This window comes from Paenibacillus sp. Soil787 (genome assembly GCF_001429545.1).
GTDB lineage: Bacteria > Bacillota > Bacilli > Paenibacillales > NBRC-103111 > Paenibacillus_E.
Genome location: NZ_LMSP01000001.1, coordinates 301,240 through 318,628, shown reverse-complemented (window position 1 = coordinate 318,628; position 17,389 = coordinate 301,240). Strand labels below are relative to the sequence as shown.

The 17,389-nt window shown below is 45.3% G+C and carries 17 protein-coding genes; 1 reads left to right on the top strand and 16 read right to left on the bottom strand.

Going from position 1 to position 17,389, the window contains the following annotated elements; translation table 11 throughout:
- Positions 1-136 precede the first annotated feature (136 nt).
- The 6 genes from ASG93_RS01485 to ASG93_RS01460 all read right to left on the bottom strand — a co-directional run bounded on the left by ASG93_RS01485 (position 137) and on the right by ASG93_RS01460 (position 7,283).
- Complete coding sequence (locus tag ASG93_RS01485; RefSeq protein WP_056828112.1) at positions 137-1,243, bottom strand: Gfo/Idh/MocA family protein; 1,107 nt, start codon at positions 1,241-1,243, stop codon at positions 137-139.
- An 83-nt stretch (positions 1,244-1,326) separates the two neighbouring features.
- Positions 1,327-2,202: an ROK family protein gene (locus ASG93_RS01480; RefSeq protein WP_056828110.1), complete on the bottom strand. Its 876-nt coding sequence runs from the start codon at positions 2,200-2,202 to the stop codon at positions 1,327-1,329.
- 30 nt (positions 2,203-2,232) lie between these two features.
- Positions 2,233-3,723: a glycoside hydrolase family 32 protein gene (locus ASG93_RS01475; RefSeq protein WP_056828108.1), complete on the bottom strand. Its 1,491-nt coding sequence runs from the start codon at positions 3,721-3,723 to the stop codon at positions 2,233-2,235.
- Between the two features lie 78 nt (positions 3,724-3,801).
- Entirely contained in the window at positions 3,802-5,400 is a 1,599-nt protein-coding gene (locus ASG93_RS01470; RefSeq protein ID WP_056828106.1) for an ABC transporter substrate-binding protein, read from the bottom strand.
- Positions 5,401-5,448: 48 nt separating this feature from the next.
- Positions 5,449-6,330 (bottom strand): carbohydrate ABC transporter permease, encoded by an 882-nt coding sequence (locus tag ASG93_RS01465; protein WP_056828104.1) that lies wholly within the window; start codon positions 6,328-6,330, stop codon positions 5,449-5,451.
- Between the two features lie 17 nt (positions 6,331-6,347).
- On the bottom strand, positions 6,348-7,283 hold the full coding sequence (locus tag ASG93_RS01460; protein ID WP_056829254.1) for an ABC transporter permease: 936 nt from the start codon (positions 7,281-7,283) through the stop codon (positions 6,348-6,350).
- Positions 7,284-7,828: 545 nt separating this feature from the next.
- On the opposite strand from ASG93_RS01460, the gene ASG93_RS01455 reads away from it, so the two are divergent.
- A complete protein-coding gene (locus tag ASG93_RS01455) occupies positions 7,829-8,878 on the top strand; it encodes a LacI family DNA-binding transcriptional regulator (RefSeq protein WP_056828101.1) in 1,050 nt (349 codons plus the stop codon).
- A 149-nt stretch (positions 8,879-9,027) separates the two neighbouring features.
- Here ASG93_RS01455 and ASG93_RS01450 read toward each other — a convergent pair whose 3' ends face one another.
- The 10 genes from ASG93_RS01450 to ASG93_RS01410 form a co-directional block, all read right to left on the bottom strand.
- Entirely contained in the window at positions 9,028-10,554 is a 1,527-nt protein-coding gene (locus ASG93_RS01450; protein ID WP_056828099.1) for a cation acetate symporter, read from the bottom strand.
- Between the two features lie 13 nt (positions 10,555-10,567).
- Complete coding sequence (locus tag ASG93_RS01445; protein WP_056828097.1) at positions 10,568-10,891, bottom strand: DUF485 domain-containing protein; 324 nt, start codon at positions 10,889-10,891, stop codon at positions 10,568-10,570.
- A gap of 235 nt (positions 10,892-11,126) precedes the next feature.
- Entirely contained in the window at positions 11,127-11,276 is a 150-nt protein-coding gene (locus ASG93_RS34740) for a hypothetical protein (protein WP_156410754.1), read from the bottom strand.
- A 392-nt stretch (positions 11,277-11,668) separates the two neighbouring features.
- A complete protein-coding gene (gene madM / locus ASG93_RS01440) occupies positions 11,669-12,433 on the bottom strand; it encodes a malonate transporter subunit MadM (RefSeq protein ID WP_056828095.1) in 765 nt (254 codons plus the stop codon).
- 26 nt (positions 12,434-12,459) lie between these two features.
- The gene (gene madL / locus ASG93_RS01435; protein WP_056828093.1) at positions 12,460-12,858 is read right to left on the bottom strand and encodes a malonate transporter subunit MadL; all 399 of its coding nucleotides are present in this window, start codon (positions 12,856-12,858) and stop codon (positions 12,460-12,462) included.
- An 87-nt stretch (positions 12,859-12,945) separates the two neighbouring features.
- Complete coding sequence (gene mdcH, locus ASG93_RS01430) at positions 12,946-13,884, bottom strand: malonate decarboxylase subunit epsilon (RefSeq protein WP_056828091.1); 939 nt, start codon at positions 13,882-13,884, stop codon at positions 12,946-12,948.
- Positions 13,787-14,515, bottom strand: coding sequence for a malonate decarboxylase holo-ACP synthase (locus ASG93_RS01425; RefSeq protein WP_082614634.1), 729 nt, complete (start codon positions 14,513-14,515; stop codon positions 13,787-13,789). Before ASG93_RS01425 ends, mdcH begins: the two co-directional genes overlap by 98 nt.
- Entirely contained in the window at positions 14,506-16,221 is a 1,716-nt protein-coding gene (locus ASG93_RS01420; RefSeq protein ID WP_056828088.1) for a biotin-independent malonate decarboxylase subunit beta, read from the bottom strand. Before ASG93_RS01420 ends, ASG93_RS01425 begins: the two co-directional genes overlap by 10 nt.
- A complete protein-coding gene (locus ASG93_RS01415; RefSeq protein WP_056828086.1) occupies positions 16,218-16,511 on the bottom strand; it encodes a malonate decarboxylase subunit delta in 294 nt (97 codons plus the stop codon). The genes ASG93_RS01420 and ASG93_RS01415 overlap by 4 nt, the downstream gene beginning before the upstream one ends.
- The gene (locus ASG93_RS01410; RefSeq protein WP_063891736.1) at positions 16,486-17,382 is read right to left on the bottom strand and encodes a triphosphoribosyl-dephospho-CoA synthase; all 897 of its coding nucleotides are present in this window, start codon (positions 17,380-17,382) and stop codon (positions 16,486-16,488) included. The genes ASG93_RS01415 and ASG93_RS01410 overlap by 26 nt, the downstream gene beginning before the upstream one ends.
- Positions 17,383-17,389: the final 7 nt, after the last annotated feature.

Here is a 17,389-nt window from a genome sequence, read left to right as displayed (position 1 = left end):
TAATTTCCCTAAGTTTACATAAGTATTCCTGCTAAGATCATTAAAAAGTTTGAAAACCCGATCTTAAGATCGGGTTTTCAAACTTTTACAAGAACAGGAAAAAATATATCAATTCATTTCAATCATTCTCCGAATCTTACTTCATTTCCGCCAAAACTGTATCTTCATACGCATGCTTGCCGCCACGGAGTATGTCTTGTACGTTAACCGGTTGGCCGATGGTTGCCGCTTCCAATGCGGCGAATACAACCCCCAAAGCTTCAAGACCTCGTTCCGCGCTGGATATTGGAGGTTTTCCGTCCGCAATCGCTTCCCATAATTCCACATAGGAATGGGCGAACGGATTTTGAACGACATCGGACGCATACTTCTCAATCAGCGCCGGCATCGTAACGATTTCCCCGTCCTCGAGTGTAATTTGCTGTCCTGGGCGGAAGCAGCCCTTACTTCCGTAGATCCATACACCTCCTGTTCTTTCCCCATGAGCGGAAGAAGCGCACATCCAGTGACCGAGAGCCCCGTTCTCATAACGGAAAACCGTCACTGCCGTATCTTCTCCGGTCGGTTGAATTGTTACCTTCCCATCGCTGAGCTCTTTTTCAAAAATTTCGGTATAGGCAAAGACTTCTTTGATAGGTCCGTTCACTTCCGTAAAAAAGTGAGTCCGGTGGACGCCATGGTCATTAATCCAGCCCGCCCCCGCTTGTCCTTTCATATGACGCCACGGCGTTCCGGCGAAGAAGCCCCGCTTGATTGTTGTAGTCGCATAATCCATGATCATATAGACGGAACCGATCATTCCATCCTTTACCGCTCTGGCAGCAGCTACATTCCCTGCCCCTAACACGCTTGGCTCGGCTAACGTTAACACCCGATTATATTTCTTGGCATCCGCGATCATTTTACGTCCAAAAGAAGGTGAAATGGCTAGCGGTTTTTGCATCTGTACATGGACTCCCGCAGCAAAACAGTCTTCCGCAACCGTATGATGCAAGTCGTGGTTGATGAGGATCGAAACGGCATCCGGTTTGTCTTTTTCCAGCATTTCGCGATAATCCGTATAAACAGCAGGACAAGTTCCTAATAGTTTTTCAACTTCCGCTGCGAAAGCCTCGGCTCGCTCAAGCCTAATATCACAGACTGCCGATAATTCAAAGGTATCCCTGTTCTCTTTCTTTAATTGTGCCAATCCTTCAAGGTGTGCTATAGAAATCACTCCACAGCCGATGAAACCCAGTTTCATTTGAATTCCTCCCAAATCGTATTCAACGAATAAATATGTAAAGAGCTGGAGGTACGTTCAATTTCAAGTAATTTCTTGGTGTGCTAAATACCCAAAGCTTGCTTAGCCAAGGCCAGTGCACCGCAAAGGCCAGCGTTGCCGCCTAGAGCGGGTTGTACAATGTAACTATCGTTGTCCTCTGAAAAAGCAGGATGCTGTACATATCCGTTCAACAGTTTACGAACTTGTTCGCGTATAAGCGGGAATAAGTGAGATTGGTTCATAACGCCGCCGCCGATAATGATTTTCTCCGGAGAAAGAATGAGCGCGTAATTGACTAGTGCCTGAGCGATATAATAGCTTTCCATTTCCCAAGCAGAATGAGTATCTCCAAGTTCAAACGCCTTCGATCCCCAACGATCCTCCAGCGCCGGTCCGGCCGCCAGTCCTTCCAAACAATCTTTGTGAAAGGGGCAGTGTCCTTCATAGCTGTCATCCGGATGCCGCCGTACAAGAATGTGCCCCATTTCCGGATGGGTCAAACCATGAACGAGCTTGCCTTCAACGATTGCACCCGCACCGATCCCGGTTCCGACCGTCATGTACAGGCAGCTGTTCAACCCTGCTGCTGCCCCCCATGTTGCTTCCCCCAAGGCAGCTGTATTCACATCGGTATCAAAACCAATGGGGATGTCAAAGTACCGCTTCAAATGCTCTACGATCCGGTAACCGCTCCAGTGCGGCTTTGGCGTTTTTGTTACGGAACCATAAGCCGGGCTCTGCGGGTTCACATCGATCGGGCCGAAGGTTCCGATTCCAATCGCTTGTATCTCCTTAGCTGCAAAGAAATCCATCGCATTGCCGAGCGTAGCTTCTGGTGTCGTTGTTGGGATAGAGATGCGGTCAAGGATTTCGCCATCTGCCGTACCAATTCCGCATACGAACTTTGTCCCGCCGCCTTCGATAGCGCCTAATAACATTTCGTTTCCCTCACAATCATCGTCACTTTGTTATACCATCACTGCCGAATATATTGAATTCAATGGATGAAGCGCTAGAGAAATAACCTTGGCCTTTCCACCATACACATATAGTTCCAAACCTGTACTGGACGGTTCCGGAAAAATTTGATCGGTAATCACCGTCTCCCCGTCATTCGCAAATACTTCAACGGAGGAATTATCGACAAAAAGATGCAGCTTGAGCCGTCCGTTTTGAAGCTCCATTTGTACATCATGCTTACAAGCAAAAGCATGATGAAATCCGCTTACACCGGAGTTACATCGATCAACAAACAATGTCTGCGTGGCGGTATTGTAGCCGACTACCGTTTCTTCTTGCTCCGATTTCCGAAGCTTAAAACCGACTTCCGATGCTTCACCCAAATCGATTTCACATTCGAGCTCATAGATATCACTGTTCGCGTCCGAAAGTATATTTTGACCGGGATTAACTGTAACCTCTTCCCAAACCTGCGTTTCTAACCGAAGCTTCTGCAAATCCGTCACAGGTTTTTGAACCAAACGGATTCCAGATTGCCCCCTCCACAGGGACAACACCCGTGGCAGAGTCATTGCGCTTCTCCAACTTGTTGTTGGGGTGAGATTTGCATACTTCCAATTGCTCATCCAGCCGATAAACAGCTTTCCTTTATCCGATCTATGAACATCCGACCATGTTACACCGGCATAGTTATCTCTTCCATGATCCAACCACAATACGGTTTCAGGAGAAGCATCGTTCGTAAATGTACTTCCGTCAAAGCTCCCGACAAAATATTGTGTCCTTGAACCTTCTGCCATCTGCGGATGATCTCCGATGCTGACGATCAGCACCCATTTGGTTTCTTCAGCAAGACCTTCTACAGGAAGCTCAATTAAATCCGGGCATTCCCATACTCCTGCGTGCGAGCCATCTGCGGCACCGAACTCACTTGCAAAAGACCATTCCTTTAAATTGGCAGACGTATAGAAATGAACACGGTCACACGCTGCAAGCACCATTACCCACTGCTGCTTTGCAGCATGCCAGAATACTTTAGGATCCCGGAAATCCGTTATTTGCTCGTTGCACAGCACAGGATTTCCCTCATACATCACCCACGTTCTGCCTTTATCCACACTATATGCAAGGCTTTGCCGTTGTCTCGAGCGTTCGGAATCCGGATACTGATCCGCGTGGGTGAAAATAGCAACTAAACCCGGCTTACCGGAGAAAAATCCGCTGGTATCCTCCCAATCCACTACTGCGCTTCCGGAAAATATAAATCCGTTTTGATCCGGCTTTAACGCAATCGGACGATGCTCCCAATGGGTCAAGTCCGTACTGATTGCATGACCCCAATGCATCGGTCCCCAAGTTGTACCTTCCGGATAATGCTGATAAAACAAGTGATATTCCCCATCGAAATATACCATTCCATTCGGATCGTTCATCCACTTAGTCGGCGGTGTAAAATGAAACTGGGGCCGGTACTTTTCTCTATACAGAATAGTTGACATCTCTTCCACTCCTCTATTTTAAAAAATCCAGAGCGTCACCTTCATATTGGATTCGCTCCGGCGGTCTTATAACTAAACTTATTTTTTTACGTTTCTGTCGTAACCTGCTTGTTTTATCTTCAACCAATCTTGTAGACCCAGACGGTCCAATTCTTTTAAATAACCAGCCCATTCAGCTTCAATTTTCCCATTCTGAATCCACTCGGTCCGTTTTCTCAGCACATAGGCAAACATATCTGTTTCAATCGCAGTAAGTCGATCCAATTCTTCAAGAGAGAAGAACACTTTTGGATATATATTTTTAGCTTTCATGTCCGGGACCATCACCTTTTTCATTAGGTCCAATCTCCATGCGGCATCGTCTGGCTTCGTCGTAACATTGCCATAGTAAGAATCCAATATCGCCAATGGTCCGCCAACAAAGGTTTTTTGTCTCAATTCCCAAGGGGACATTCCGTTCAACGGTAAATGTTTCAGCATTTTTTTAGATTCATCGAATTCAAAGATGTTTTGCTGTGTTTTATCCCCGTAAGTACCCCAGTTGTTTTGTACGGATTGGGTCGGATCGTACAGGGAATCAATCCATTTTGCCGTTGTTTCGATATTTTTATTTGATTTGGTGATAACCATTCTTCCTCTATCGAAGCCCATTCCGTTCGTTCTCGTTACGTTTTTCCAGCCATTCGGCCCTTCAAGCGCAGGCATAAGGTCATATTTATCGTTCATGCCTGTGATATTTCCCTTATCCCATGTAAAATATAGACCATAACGATTTTCTTTTCCTTTAGCTAGATAGGTATTCCAATCCTGCGTAGGCGCCTCAACATCCATTAAACCTTCTTTATATAATTCATTTAGAAACTTGACGCCTTCCTTAAAGCTATTATCAGCAGATGTGAAAATAACCTTTCCCTCATCACTGACAACTGTATGGTCCCAGTTTTCACCCAGACCGAAGGAGCCGAATAAGAAAGCTAAGTCCTCTCCGCCGGTTTTATTAATAAAGGACATAGGTATTTCATCCGCTTTTCCATTACCGTTCGGGTCTTTTGTTTTAAAAGCAATCAAAACTTGTTTTAATTCTTCCGTCGTTTTAGGCATTTTCAAGCCTAACTTATTTAGCCATTCCACATTAATCCAAGGAAAATCGTCGACAGAATGGATACTTTCCTTACCCGCGCCCAGCTCCTCAATCCATGGGAATGAATAAATATGGCCATCTGATGCCGTAATCATCGATTTATATTGCGGCGCTTTCTCCAAAACCTTCTTGAAATTTGGCATTTGTTTTTCAATAATGTCATCGAGCGGAATAATGGTTCCGTCCTTTGCCAATTTAAGCAAATCGTAGTCACCCAAGGCTGCATCGAAAATCGCATCTGGAAGGTCACCGCTGGCAATCGCTAAATTTCTCTTCTCCGCAAACGAATCCCACGGATAATTCTCCCAATCAATGTGTATTCCCGTCTTTTCTTCTAGACGTTGGAATATCACCTTTTTATTAGGATCTTCGGGAGCTAGCGGTGAGCTTTGTGTCATAAACTTCAAAGCGGCTTTCGCTGTTGTACCTGGGGCAGCACTTGATGCTGCCGGCTCGCCCGATTTTTTGCTGCTGCACCCCGTTACTGCCAATAATGCCGCCATTGAAATGAATAATGCCTTTTGGGAATGTTTCATAAGAATAACCCTCCTCATTTTCGGAAAACTTATATGTTTGCCGATCCATTATTTTAATGAACCGACCAAGACACCCTTTTCAAAATACTTTTGGAAAAAAGGATACATAACAAGTAGCGGGAGACTGGAAATGACAATGGACGAATACTTAATGATCTCAGATAGCCGTTTCAGTTCTGCCATAGCCAATTGGTCCGCAATCATGCCAGGATTTACTTGATTCTGAATTAAGATAGATCTTAAAACCAACTGTAGAGGCAGCAAATTAGCACTCTTCAAATAAATTAACGCGTCGAAATAAGAATTCCATTGACCTACGAATGCATATAGAGCTAATACGAAAATAATTGGTTTAGATAGAGGGAGAACAATCTTGAAGAAGATACGCACCTCAGATGCGCCATCGACCTTGGCTGCCTCGTTCAATTCGTTCGGAATTCCACTAAAGAAGGTTCTTGCCAAAACAATATTCCAAACATTTACAGCCGTTGGTAGGATGATCGCCCATACCGTATCTAACATTCCCAAGTTTTTTATCACCAAATAGGTTGGAATCAATCCACCGCCGAAAAACATGGTGACGACAAACAGGATCGTAAAAAACTTTTTACCTACGAAACCAGCAACCGATAAAGGGTAGCCGGCAAAAATGGAGACAACGACGGTAACAAAAGAAAATGCAACGGAGTAAAAAAGAGCATTTACAAATCCCCGGATCATCGCATGATTCGATAAGATGACTTTATACCCTTGAACACTATAATCCGCAAGATGGAAAGAGATCCCTTTATTTAACAGTGCAGTCGGCTCCATAAACGATGCCACGACTACATAAATTAAGGGAACTACAACGATTAATACAGCAAAGAACAATAGAATGTAATTGATGGTCAGAATAAAACGGTCCAATCGAGTAGGCTTAAAATTCATACAGCATCTCCTTTCTTTTAATAGAGGCCTTCACCTTCATTTAATTTCTTCACGACAATATTAACGAGGATAAGCAAAACGACATTAATAACGGAGTTAAATAGACCAACCGCAGAGGAATAGGCGTAATTTCCTGCTTGCAAACCAATTTTATACACATAGGTTGGAATGATCTCTGAAGTCGGAACATTCATTGCCGTTTGCATCAAATAGGCTTTCTCAAATCCAATTGCCATAATGCCGCCGGCAGCTAAGATGAATACGATTGCCATAACCGGTTTAATCGTAGGCAAGTCGATGTGTTTGATTCTTTGCAGCAGGTTAGCTCCATCAATGGTTGCAGCATTATGGAGTTCGGGGTCAACGCCGGCTAATGCAGCTACATATATAATCGATGACCAGCCTGCTCCCTGCCAAATGCCAGATAAGATATAAAGCGTCCGAAAATAATCCGGGTCTGACATAAAATTAATAGGATGGCCAGTAATCAGGGTTAGAATCTTATTAATCGGCCCTACCGGCGATAAGAAAACGAATAGCATCCCGACAACAACGACAACCGATATAAAGTTTGGTGCATATAAGACCAATTGAATCCTTTTTTTTACACCTGCTTTACGCAATTGATTCAGCATGAGCGCTAATAAGATGGGAACCGGGAAACCAAGTATGAGTCCGTAAGCACTAAGTTTCAGCGTGCTCATGAAAATAACTTCAAAGTTTGGTGAGGTTAAAAATTTCGTAAAATGCTTTAATCCCACCCATTCACTGCCGAAAATCCCTTTGCTCGGACTAAAGTCCTTAAAAGCAATGACCGCCCCGTACATGGGCACGTACTTAAAAATGATCGTCAGAATGAAGGCTGGTGCCATCAATAGGTACAGAAAAGAATTTTTCCCCATATAATTGATTTTACTTATTAATGTATGACTTCTTTGTTTAACAGCTCTCATGTCAACCTCTGCCACTTCTTGCAAGATTGCCCCCCCTAACTGAATATTCACAAATTATTCAATTGCACAAATAATTTATTACAATTGTGTTTTTTCACATGCAAACCCCTTGGAAGTAAGGGCTTACATTTTTCGTTTTATCCGATCGACCACAATTACAATTTACACACAATATTTAATTTAGTCAACATAATTTTTATATAATTTGTTCATATGCAAACAAAATAAGATGCATATAACCACATCAAATCAATAATTTTGTTTATTCCCATCCGTTTTTTCTTGTTTCAAAGGATAAAACAAAGAAAACAGAATATGACATCTGGATTCGTAATTTCATTTGCACAAATTTATTTGTGCATTTGTTTGCATTAATTAGCTTAAATGTCGCATCATCTTCAAGTTGCAAATGCACTAATTTATGAGTTAATATTTGTTCATTTGTAACACTTCCAATTGACGTTTTAATTATAATGTTATACATTTAGTTTAAACTAATCATTCATTGATCCGAGTACTGATGTTGTTCACAAAGGAGTAAGCACATGAATAAAGAAAAAATCACCATACAGTATATCGCGGACTCCTTGGGGCTATCCAGGAATACGGTTTCTAAAGCTCTAAACGGCAGTGAAAGTATTCCTGCAGAAACAAGAAATAAAGTATTAAAACGTGCGATTGAATTAAATTATAAACAATTTGCTCTTATTGATACGGACACGTTAACCACCAAAAATACGGGCAACATTGCACTTTTAACGTCAAATATGCCGAGCAATAGTCATTTTGGCGCTTCATCGCTAAGCGGGCTTGAGAAAAAAATCAGTTCCGATGGTTTTAATCTCTCCATTCACATTGTTCGAGAATCGGACATTTCTTCTTTAGTACTTCCTAATAATTTTGATACTAAAAAAGTAGACGGAATCGTTTGTATTGAGTTATTTGACAAGAAATACACCCAATTAATCAATTCCTTAGGAATTCCAGCTATTTTTATAGATTCCACAGCGGATATCTTTTATCCCGAACTTCATGCAGATATCATTCTAATGGAAAACGAACATAGTACTTATTTAATGACAAAGAAATTAATCGATAATGGCTATACAAATATTGGCTTTATTGGTGACTATAATCATTGTAAAAGCTTTAATGAAAGATGGTCTGGATTTAACAGGGCATTACTTGGCTCTCATTTACAACTCGACCCTTTATTTTGCATAGTTGAAGAAGATCGATATATTGCGGATCCAAAATGGTTAGAGAATCGGTTGGATAACATGAACAACCTTCCGGCTGCATTTGTTTGTGCGAATGATTTTATTGCCATTAATGTGATGAGGATATTAAAAAATAAGCATGTACAAATACCGGAGGATATTGTTATCAGCGGTTTTGATAACTCTCCTGAGTCGCAGATCGTAGAACCTCATTTATCAACCGTCCATATATTCAGAGAGGAAATAGGAATTCTGGCTGCTGAAATATTGTTGTCTAGGGTTGAGAACCCTCTCAAGCCACCTCAAATTACTCATGTTCAAACGAAGCCGATATTCCGTGAATCTACGGGGAATTTAAACGAATCTAATTTATGAAACCATTAAACAATAAACCGCTGCACCTTATGAATGGCGCAGCGGTTTAAATTATTACTTCAGCTTGCTTTAGAACATTTAAAGTTGGCCGCAGACTGCAGATGCACAACAGCATTTATCGTGACAGCGTCGGATTTATACATGCTGGCTTACAGCATCATATTTGATCTCACCTGGATCTCGTCGTACTTGGCACGATCTGCCTGCTTACGGGAAAGCAGCGTACCGATAATCGCCCCGATAAAACCAAGCGGGATCGAAATGATGCCCGGATTCGTGAGTGTAAACCACGGGTCCCCGACGAGAATCGCTTTCCCGGCAACGGGATTCCACACACTTGGACTCATCGCAACCAGTATGAGCGCGCTGATCAAACCCGCAAGCATACCGGTTACCGCGCCGGTTGTATTGAACCTTTTCCAGTAAATTGTAAACAGAATCACCGGTAAATTCGCACTGGCCGCAATCGCGAAAGCGACCGATACGAGGAATGCGACGTTGAGCTTCGAGGCTAGCAGCGATAAGAGAATAGAAAGCACCGCAACCCCGACGGACGCCCAGCGGGCTACCTTCATTTGCTCTTTCTCGGTCGCCTGACCGCGGCGAAGAATGTGGCTGTAAAAGTCGTGCGCAAACGCCGAAGCTGCCGATAGCACTAAGCCTGTAACGACGGCGAGAATCGTTGCGAACGCGACCGCCGAGATGAAGGCGAAGAAGAACTCGCCACCCAGTGCGCGTGCCAGTAATGGAGCAGCCATATTGCCGCCTTTATCGGCAGCAACAATGTTGTCATAGCCGACGAACGCAGCGGCGCCGAAGCCGAGGAAGATCGTCATGACATAGAAAATACCGATTAGCCAAGTCGCATAGACGACTGAGCTTCTGGCGGTAATCGCATCCTTGACTGTGAAGAAACGGATAAGAATATGCGGCAGGCCCGCGGTTCCGAGCACCAACGCTAGGTTAAGGGACAGCGTATCCAGCGGGATTTTATACTTGTTGCCGGGATTGAGGAAGCTGATCTTCAGCGGGGTTGCAGTTTTCATGCTTTCAAACATTTCCGTAATGCTGAAATGAAACTTCGCGAACACGATGAGCGAAATAATGAGCGTCCCGCCCATTAAAAAGATCGCTTTAATGATCTGCACCCAAGACGTCGCCCGCATGCCACCGAATACGACGTATACCGTCATTAAGGCGCCTACAATCAGAACGGACTGCGTGTACGAAAGCCCAAGCAGCAGCTTAATCAGTGCACCCGCTCCAACGAGCTGGGCGATCATATAGAAAATAGATATCGTCACTGTATTCAGCGCTGCGATTCCGCGAACTTTCTTATCGTCGAAACGGGCGGCAATCATATCCGCCATCGTGTATTTCCCCAAATTACGCAGCGGCTCCGCCACGAGATAAAGGACGACGAGATAGGCCACGAGGAAGCCGATGCTGTAGAAGAATCCATCAAAACCCGAAAGAGCGATTGTACCCGCGATACCGAGAAACGAGGCTGCGGACATGTAGTCTCCCGCAATAGCGAGTCCATTTTGCCAACCGGTTAAGCCACCGCCAGCTGTGTAGAATTCATTCGTCGAATTTGTTTTCTTCGCCGCATAATACGTAATAATGAGTGTAATCGCTACGATCCCTAAAAATAGCCAAAAAGCAGTAGCATGCATGATCGTTACCCCCTCACAGTTTCAATTCATCTCGAATCGAATCTAACATCGCATCGAACTGCTTTGCTTTCTTATGGTATATGATACAAAGCACCCATGTCATAATGAACTGGGCAAAAGCGAACACCCAAGCCCAGGAAATAGGGCCGATGGCTGCGTGGTTAAGGAATGTGGTATACGCCGTAAAAATAGGCAGAAGAAAGTAAAAAGCAAAAAAGAATACGGTTAACGGTACTATAAATCGCCGTTTCTGCCTCAAAAGTGTCTGAAACTGAGTTGAATTTACGATGTCCGTATAGCTTTTCAGTTTCGAAGATTCGGCAAATCGAGGGTCCATGCGTTTCGCCTCCTAGGCATGAAATTGAAAGCTTTCGTCAGAGAACGCTTTCAACATTAAACATATTAAACAACGGTTAATAATATACAAACAAAAAAAACCAAGCTCTACGTTTGGCAGATGTATGAGAAGTGAGTTCCTGCTCTCCGTTAATAAGGCCTCTTTTGAAGGAACTAAAAACGCATGTCGCCAAAGGGATAATCCCCCTATGACAACATGCGCTTCGATTAAATCGTTAGGTGGTATTTTTTGACTTATCCTTCTTACCATCTTCAATTGAATATGCCATCCCCCCATTTGGGGCATGATCCAATATTACATTGACTTCTTTCGTTTGCCCAGTTTTTGAATCCACTGAAGTAACGGTTTCCTTTTGCTCATCCACGTTTTTTCACCTCCGCTTTTAGAATGTACATTTTCTTGATAAAACATCCCATTAGGCCTGGGTCATAATAACCTTCTCTGTTTGTTGCATAAAGAGTGGCATTCGCTTCCGTTAAAGTGCAACAGCTCGTTGTTTTGATTCAACTTTATTCGAACTAGGGATTATGGCAAAAGTAACCCTTTAATTTCCTTACCTAGTTTGTCATTTGCGTTGTTATGCTATTCCGCTCTTTAAAAGTAAAGGAGCAGCGGCAGCTGCTCCTTTTGTTGAACTAAAGTTCCTCTTAGTTCAATCGCTAATCTCTCGTTTCCGTTTTGCAAGTTGTCAAATATGAAACAAAAACCACTCAGCGATATGACAGCATGGGAGTTCCTTAGACCAATTGTCAGTCGTCAGCCCAGAAGGGCCCTAGTTATCAGGAATAATATGGACGGGCAAAACAAGCAGCCAATTCCTGTGTGAAAGGTGGATGTGATCGCACCATAAGGCACCAGCTTAGGATCTGTTGCTGCTAAGCCGGCTGCAACACCGCTAGCAGTACCCATTGTTCCTCCATACACCAGCGCTGTACGAGGATTATCTAGTCCGATATACTTCGCGATAAACGGCGTTGTAGACATAACTAAAATGGATTTAATGACGCCTGTCGCAATACTTAAAGCAATGATACTGGAATTAGCACCGATCGCTGCTCCGGTCACAGGTCCCACAATGTACGTTACTGCCCCCGCTCCAATAGTTGTGAGAGCAACGGGATCAGTGTACCCGAATGCTAAAGCAACGAAAACTCCAGAGGCGAATTGAAACAAGATCCCAATTATTAATCCAAGAAATCCGCGCACTCCCGCTTGCTTCACTTCATCTAAACTCGCACCGAAGACGGTGGAAACGATCGCAAAATCTCGAAGCATGCCGCCGCCAAGCAAACCGATCCCAGCAAACATAGGGATATCGGCAAGCCCCTTTTGTCCACCTGTAATTGTACCGCCGTAATAAGCAAGAATAAGTCCGATAATGATGGCTATCGCTGAACCATGCACTCTCCCCTTGGTCAACTTCCCTGAAAGCAAGTATGAAAAGTACATCACAACCCCAACTACGGTAAAAGCAGTAACTAGACTATAATTTTTCAAAATGTTATGAATTGCCTCCAGCATACAATCTCCTCCTTTCTACGTATGGATCAAACATGAAGTTCATTTTTTAATTTCTTTTCGATATCCGCTTTCTGGCGGCTCTCCTTGCTCATAATTGGGACTAGCGCATAAGAGAAAGCCACTGCGGAGATGGCTGCAAGTATAGCCACCGGGCCGCCTTTTAATGCCGCTAATACGTTTTGTTGTGCTGCCATAGCTACTACAATGGGAATGTACATGCCGCTCCAAAACTTTAACCCTTCTTGGGATGTTAACGTGAGTTTATTTTTTTTCTTCAAATAATCCGTAATGAGCAATAGCAGTAAGATAGCGATGCCTACCCCGCCAATATTGGCATTAACACCGAGCAACTTACCTAATAATTCCCCTACAAATACTCCTACTAGCGTGCTGATCGATAATAAGGCGACTCCATAAATAACCATTTATAAATCCCTCCTATTTTGTTGAACACAAACACACTGCAAGCGCTACCAATTTGTTATAGAATGGTTTGAAGGGTTTTCACTAAATTAAGCTCTATCATATTCATGCTCCCGGTTAACCAAGTAAACTGCCGAATCGAGCCTTGTCTCTTCCAATGCTATCGATTGGACAGACGGCAATGCCTGATGAGCAAGGCTCGTTAGTATATGACCTGGTGGCATTTCGAGAAATAAACGAACACCAAGCTCGCTCAAAAGAGTCGTAGCTTTATGCCAATGTACAATGTTAGCTACTCCGCAAGCAAGATCATCTCGAATCGCACCCGCCTTTCGCAATAATCGAGCGTTCGTGTTCGCTATATAAGGAAATCTGGGATCCTTGAGCTCAATCGACTCCATAGACCGTTTCAATTGATGTGAAACAGGATTGAGCAGCTTGCAATGGGAAGGAACTGTAACATGAAGAAGCTCGGCTTTACGCGCTCCGATCGCACGCGCTTCGATCAGCATCCTTTCGAGATGTTCGAGTTTGCCAGCAATGGTGATTTGTTGTGGACTGTTGAGGTTAGCGATGAACACTTCTTTATCCTGTTTAGATGCAGCTGCCACCATGGAACGTACCTTCTGTTCGCGTATGCCAACAATGACCCCCATTCCATACCCCGAAGGAAAGGAATTCTCCATCAGACTGGCACGTAATTTGACCAGATATAATGAATCCCTGAAATCAAGCGCTCCCGAAATTACAGCCGCACTAAACGCCCCTACCGAATGGCCTGCCACAAAATCGGGTAACGCACCATCCTGCAGCAGCGCGCGACCCGCAGCGACTTCCGATATGAGAAGAGCGAGCTGCACTGAAACGGTAGAAGCCAAAGCAGCGGAACTATGTAAGGAAAGTACGTCTTGCTGGAGGATTGACGACGCTTCATCCATGGTTGCCTCGACAGCAGGGTGTGCGGGCAGACTCTGCAGCATGCCGGGAAATTGAGAGCCTTGACCCGGAAATAAGAAAGCAACAGTCATTCCCTTCACCTCCTTCCCAAGGATTGTGTACTAAACAAGGTCCCAAACTCGTTCGCAGCAGAATGGAGCCTGAAGCTCTCGTATATTCCACTAGTGAGACTGCGCCAAATGGCGTTTCAAGCTGAACATCTAATCGAACCGGAAATTGCTCATGGAAATTGATTAGAGCCTGCGCAGACTCTTTTTCCAAAGGCTTCGGCGCGCGAAGAACAATGTCGATATCGCTTGCTTCGTGGACTGCAGGAAATCCGGTAGCCAGTTCAAATCCAATGCTTCCGGTTGGTCCCCACGAAAAGGCAAAGGACGAATAAAACGCGGTCAGCTCATCTAGAATCTCCAACACTTTCATCTTCGAGCGCAGTGGACTTGTTTTCCACCTCAATTGAGAAACGAGAAGCTCCGGTTCAACCTTCTCTACTATCGCATCCATTGGTAAATAGGCGGGAAAACGTAAGCTGCGCGTACTCCCGCGAATACCTACCGGCACCATCCCATCCTTTACAACATCGCGTCGCACTACTACCCAATTCGCCCGTTCCAAAGTGTTATGTACCCAATCTGGAATCGGAATATCGCTAACGAGGCATCTCACGGATTTCACCTTTAACAAATCGTGAACTTTTACCTCCATTGTTCCGCTAATTTAGAACGGACTGTAATGGAGGCGTTTCGATTTCTCTTGGCTTCTTCGGACAGAAGACGGCTGCCCAAGTCCTGAGGACATGCCCGTGAAGCCGAAATGGCATCCGTCAGCAACTCCCATTTAACCTTATTTATATCGATTGGCGACGGTTGGTCAGCGTTGATGCCGTGGGTCAAACTGTGCAAGGCACCCAAGGTTGCAAACGATTCGATGTCATAAGCGATTGCAGGGATCTCTCTGGCCGCTGCCTCCAGTTCCTCCAAGCTTCTTTTTGTAACTCTTGCCACTGATTTCCTGGACATAACCTGTACCGATACACCGGGGTCGTTCAGTGCGACTAAGCGGTTGGCCTGCAATCCATGTGCTAAAAATGCACCGGATATGGCATTTCCAACAATCAGAGCAATTACAGGGTGCCCCGCCAGACGTGCGCTGGCGTATGCATCCGCCGCAGCCGCACAAGCCAAGTAAATACCTAGCATTTCCTCGCGGTACCCATAAGCTTGACTAGGCACATCGACGATAGCCACAATCGCCCGGCGTTTCCCGTCTTTATCTTCTTCTATGGCTTGACGAACGTAACGGGCAATCGACCAGCCTTCATCCAGGCCTACTTCACCGTTTCGGGCGCGATAAAATCGATTGTTCGTATTCGGAATGACAGAAATATAACGCACCCGCTCGTTCCCGATATCCGAATCTGCGCAAAGAACAGAGGGAGCTCCGTTTTGCAGTGGTTTCCCATTTCCCGTCAATGCTTGAAACCATGTTCTACCCCTGCTTAACGAGCTGTCTGGTGTCGCTTGGCGCCAATGCTCTTCCAACGTTTCAAGCTGCTTTTCATCGGCTTCAAGAGGGGTCCTGCTCCACAAAGTTCTAAGTGTTTCCGGGCGGATCGTCAGGTCCGTTCCGATCGCCATCAGCCGTGAAAGAAATGCATTGACTTGAGCACTGCGAGGATTAACAAGCGATTTGTTCTTGTAGACATATCGTACCGAATGACGAATGTTATCAACGTCATCTTCAATAAGCATATCAGCCATTCCGGTTTCATAGCGCTGTTCACCGCCGACGGTTTGCCAAATCAACGGTCGGTCTCGTGAATCCCACTCCTCAATTCCGGCTTCCTGTTCGATCACCTCAGGCCCATTTAATTGAAGCCTGCCTTGTCGGGTCATAATTAACGCACTGCAAAGTCCGGCGGTAATGGACATTCCCCCAAAGCAGCCCAACATGCCGGCGATGACACACACTACAGGCTGATAACGGCGTAATGCGACAATTGCCGCGTGTATCTCCGCAATCGCGAGCAAGCCATAATTGCCCTCTTGCAGCCTGACTCCGCCTGTTTCCAGAAGCAATACAGCACGAGTGGGTATACCTTGCAAATTGTCTTGGAGAGCCAATTCCAGTGCCCCCGCGATTTTCGCACCTGACACTTCACCGATTCCGCCACCCTGAAAACCACTCTCTATTGCAGCAATAACTGCTGGTTGGCCTTCGATCGTACCTCTTCCAATGACAACACCATCATCACTCTGCGGTACGATTCCTTGAGATACAAGATGGGGGGATTCTATCTTCTCGAATGGACCCAGCAGCTCCCTGAATGTACCCGCATCGAGAACCGACTTGGCCCGCTCTCTCGCACTTAGCTCGATAAAACTATCTCTGACCTTAATGTTTGTAGTCATAATTCCAACACCTCTATAGCTTGAGCTAATCGTAAAGAGACGACCCCAGGCGTAGCCCCAAAATCGTTTATTTCTATTTGAGCAGCTATTTCATACCTCTGAAAGAATCGATCCATGACAGCTTTCCACGTATCACCAAATCCGTCTGATTGCGTGCGGATCTGAACTTGTGCTGTCCGTCCTGCCACAGGCTCAATCAAGATTTCCAAGTCTCCCGACCCTGCCACACCAACATGGGCGTTTCGGGAGATGGATAGCTTGGCATTATACTGAAACGTCAGCAGTTCCATGCAAAATATCCCCCCCAATTTTCTCGACTTGCAGCGATGTGATACTGAGGCAATCCAAAAACAGCGTGGCGGCCAGCAAATCTGCGCTACCGCCGGGTGAAGCATTTCTCACTAGAAGATCTTGATCCAGTTGTTGCAGCGCTTCCCATCCGGAGACGGAAGCGGCTCCGCCGAAATCGAGCACTCTCCGCGCACCAAGCTTTGCTATCCGTAACGTTTCCATGCCCCCACGATGAATCAAACAAGTATCGTCTAGGCAGGCCATAATCGCAAGCAATGCGTTCAATCGTGCTTGCTCCTCAGGGATATTGCGCCTGCGGGAGTCTCGCAACACGGGGAGTCCGACCTTCACAACATGCGGAAATCCATCCATCGCTTCTCCACGGGCACCTTTGACACCATATGTTTGCATAACTCTTGCACCATTTGAGCCTGGCGTTAACGCATAGCGGTCTGGAAATTGAGCTAAGGTTCCAGCTATGTCAGCTATTCTCTCCGGGGTTTCGCCGATGCTGCAAATAGCCGCGCTAGCAGTCAGCAAGCCTAAAGCCCAAATGGCACCGCGATGCGTATTTATGCCTCCGGTCGTCTGCAGCATATGGCGTTCTCCTTCACGCCCTATCCGTGCAAGCGTTTCCCGCAGTTCTTGTGTCGGCTTTCGGCCATAAGCTGCTAGGCCCATGGCCGCAAAAGCGCTATGCAGCGACCGAGCTGAAGCTAGCATCAGCGAAACGTCCATATCCTTATGACTGCCCGAGGACTTGAAATCTACCAAGCCAGGCTTAGGAGTCAACATAGCTTCATCTAATAATGCGGCCACGGCAATGTCGGCCAGCAACTGTCCGCATTGTTCCGCATTTCTCCATAACATGATCTTT

Bases quoted from the DNA above. Each gene is read 5' to 3' on its own strand.
- ASG93_RS01485 (WP_056828112.1), bottom strand. From the start codon at position 1,243: ATGAAACTGGGTTTCATCGGCTGTGGAGTGATTTCTATAGCACACCTT.
- ASG93_RS01480 (WP_056828110.1), bottom strand. From the start codon at position 2,202: ATGTTATTAGGCGCTATCGAAGGCGGCGGGACAAAGTTCGTATGCGGA.
- ASG93_RS01475 (WP_056828108.1), bottom strand. From the start codon at position 3,723: ATGTCAACTATTCTGTATAGAGAAAAGTACCGGCCCCAGTTTCATTTT.
- ASG93_RS01470 (WP_056828106.1), bottom strand. From the start codon at position 5,400: ATGAAACATTCCCAAAAGGCATTATTCATTTCAATGGCGGCATTATTG.
- ASG93_RS01465 (WP_056828104.1), bottom strand. From the start codon at position 6,330: ATGAATTTTAAGCCTACTCGATTGGACCGTTTTATTCTGACCATCAAT.
- ASG93_RS01460 (WP_056829254.1), bottom strand. From the start codon at position 7,283: ATGAGAGCTGTTAAACAAAGAAGTCATACATTAATAAGTAAAATCAAT.
- ASG93_RS01455 (WP_056828101.1), top strand. From the start codon at position 7,829: ATGAATAAAGAAAAAATCACCATACAGTATATCGCGGACTCCTTGGGG.
- ASG93_RS01450 (WP_056828099.1), bottom strand. From the start codon at position 10,554: ATGCATGCTACTGCTTTTTGGCTATTTTTAGGGATCGTAGCGATTACA.
- ASG93_RS01445 (WP_056828097.1), bottom strand. From the start codon at position 10,891: ATGGACCCTCGATTTGCCGAATCTTCGAAACTGAAAAGCTATACGGAC.
- madM (WP_056828095.1), bottom strand. From the start codon at position 12,433: ATGCTGGAGGCAATTCATAACATTTTGAAAAATTATAGTCTAGTTACT.
- madL (WP_056828093.1), bottom strand. From the start codon at position 12,858: ATGGTTATTTATGGAGTCGCCTTATTATCGATCAGCACGCTAGTAGGA.
- mdcH (WP_056828091.1), bottom strand. From the start codon at position 13,884: ATGACTGTTGCTTTCTTATTTCCGGGTCAAGGCTCTCAATTTCCCGGC.
- ASG93_RS01425 (WP_082614634.1), bottom strand. From the start codon at position 14,515: ATGGAGGTAAAAGTTCACGATTTGTTAAAGGTGAAATCCGTGAGATGC.
- ASG93_RS01420 (WP_056828088.1), bottom strand. From the start codon at position 16,221: ATGACTACAAACATTAAGGTCAGAGATAGTTTTATCGAGCTAAGTGCG.
- ASG93_RS01415 (WP_056828086.1), bottom strand. From the start codon at position 16,511: ATGGAACTGCTGACGTTTCAGTATAATGCCAAGCTATCCATCTCCCGA.
- ASG93_RS01410 (WP_063891736.1), bottom strand. From the start codon at position 17,382: ATGTTATGGAGAAATGCGGAACAATGCGGACAGTTGCTGGCCGACATT.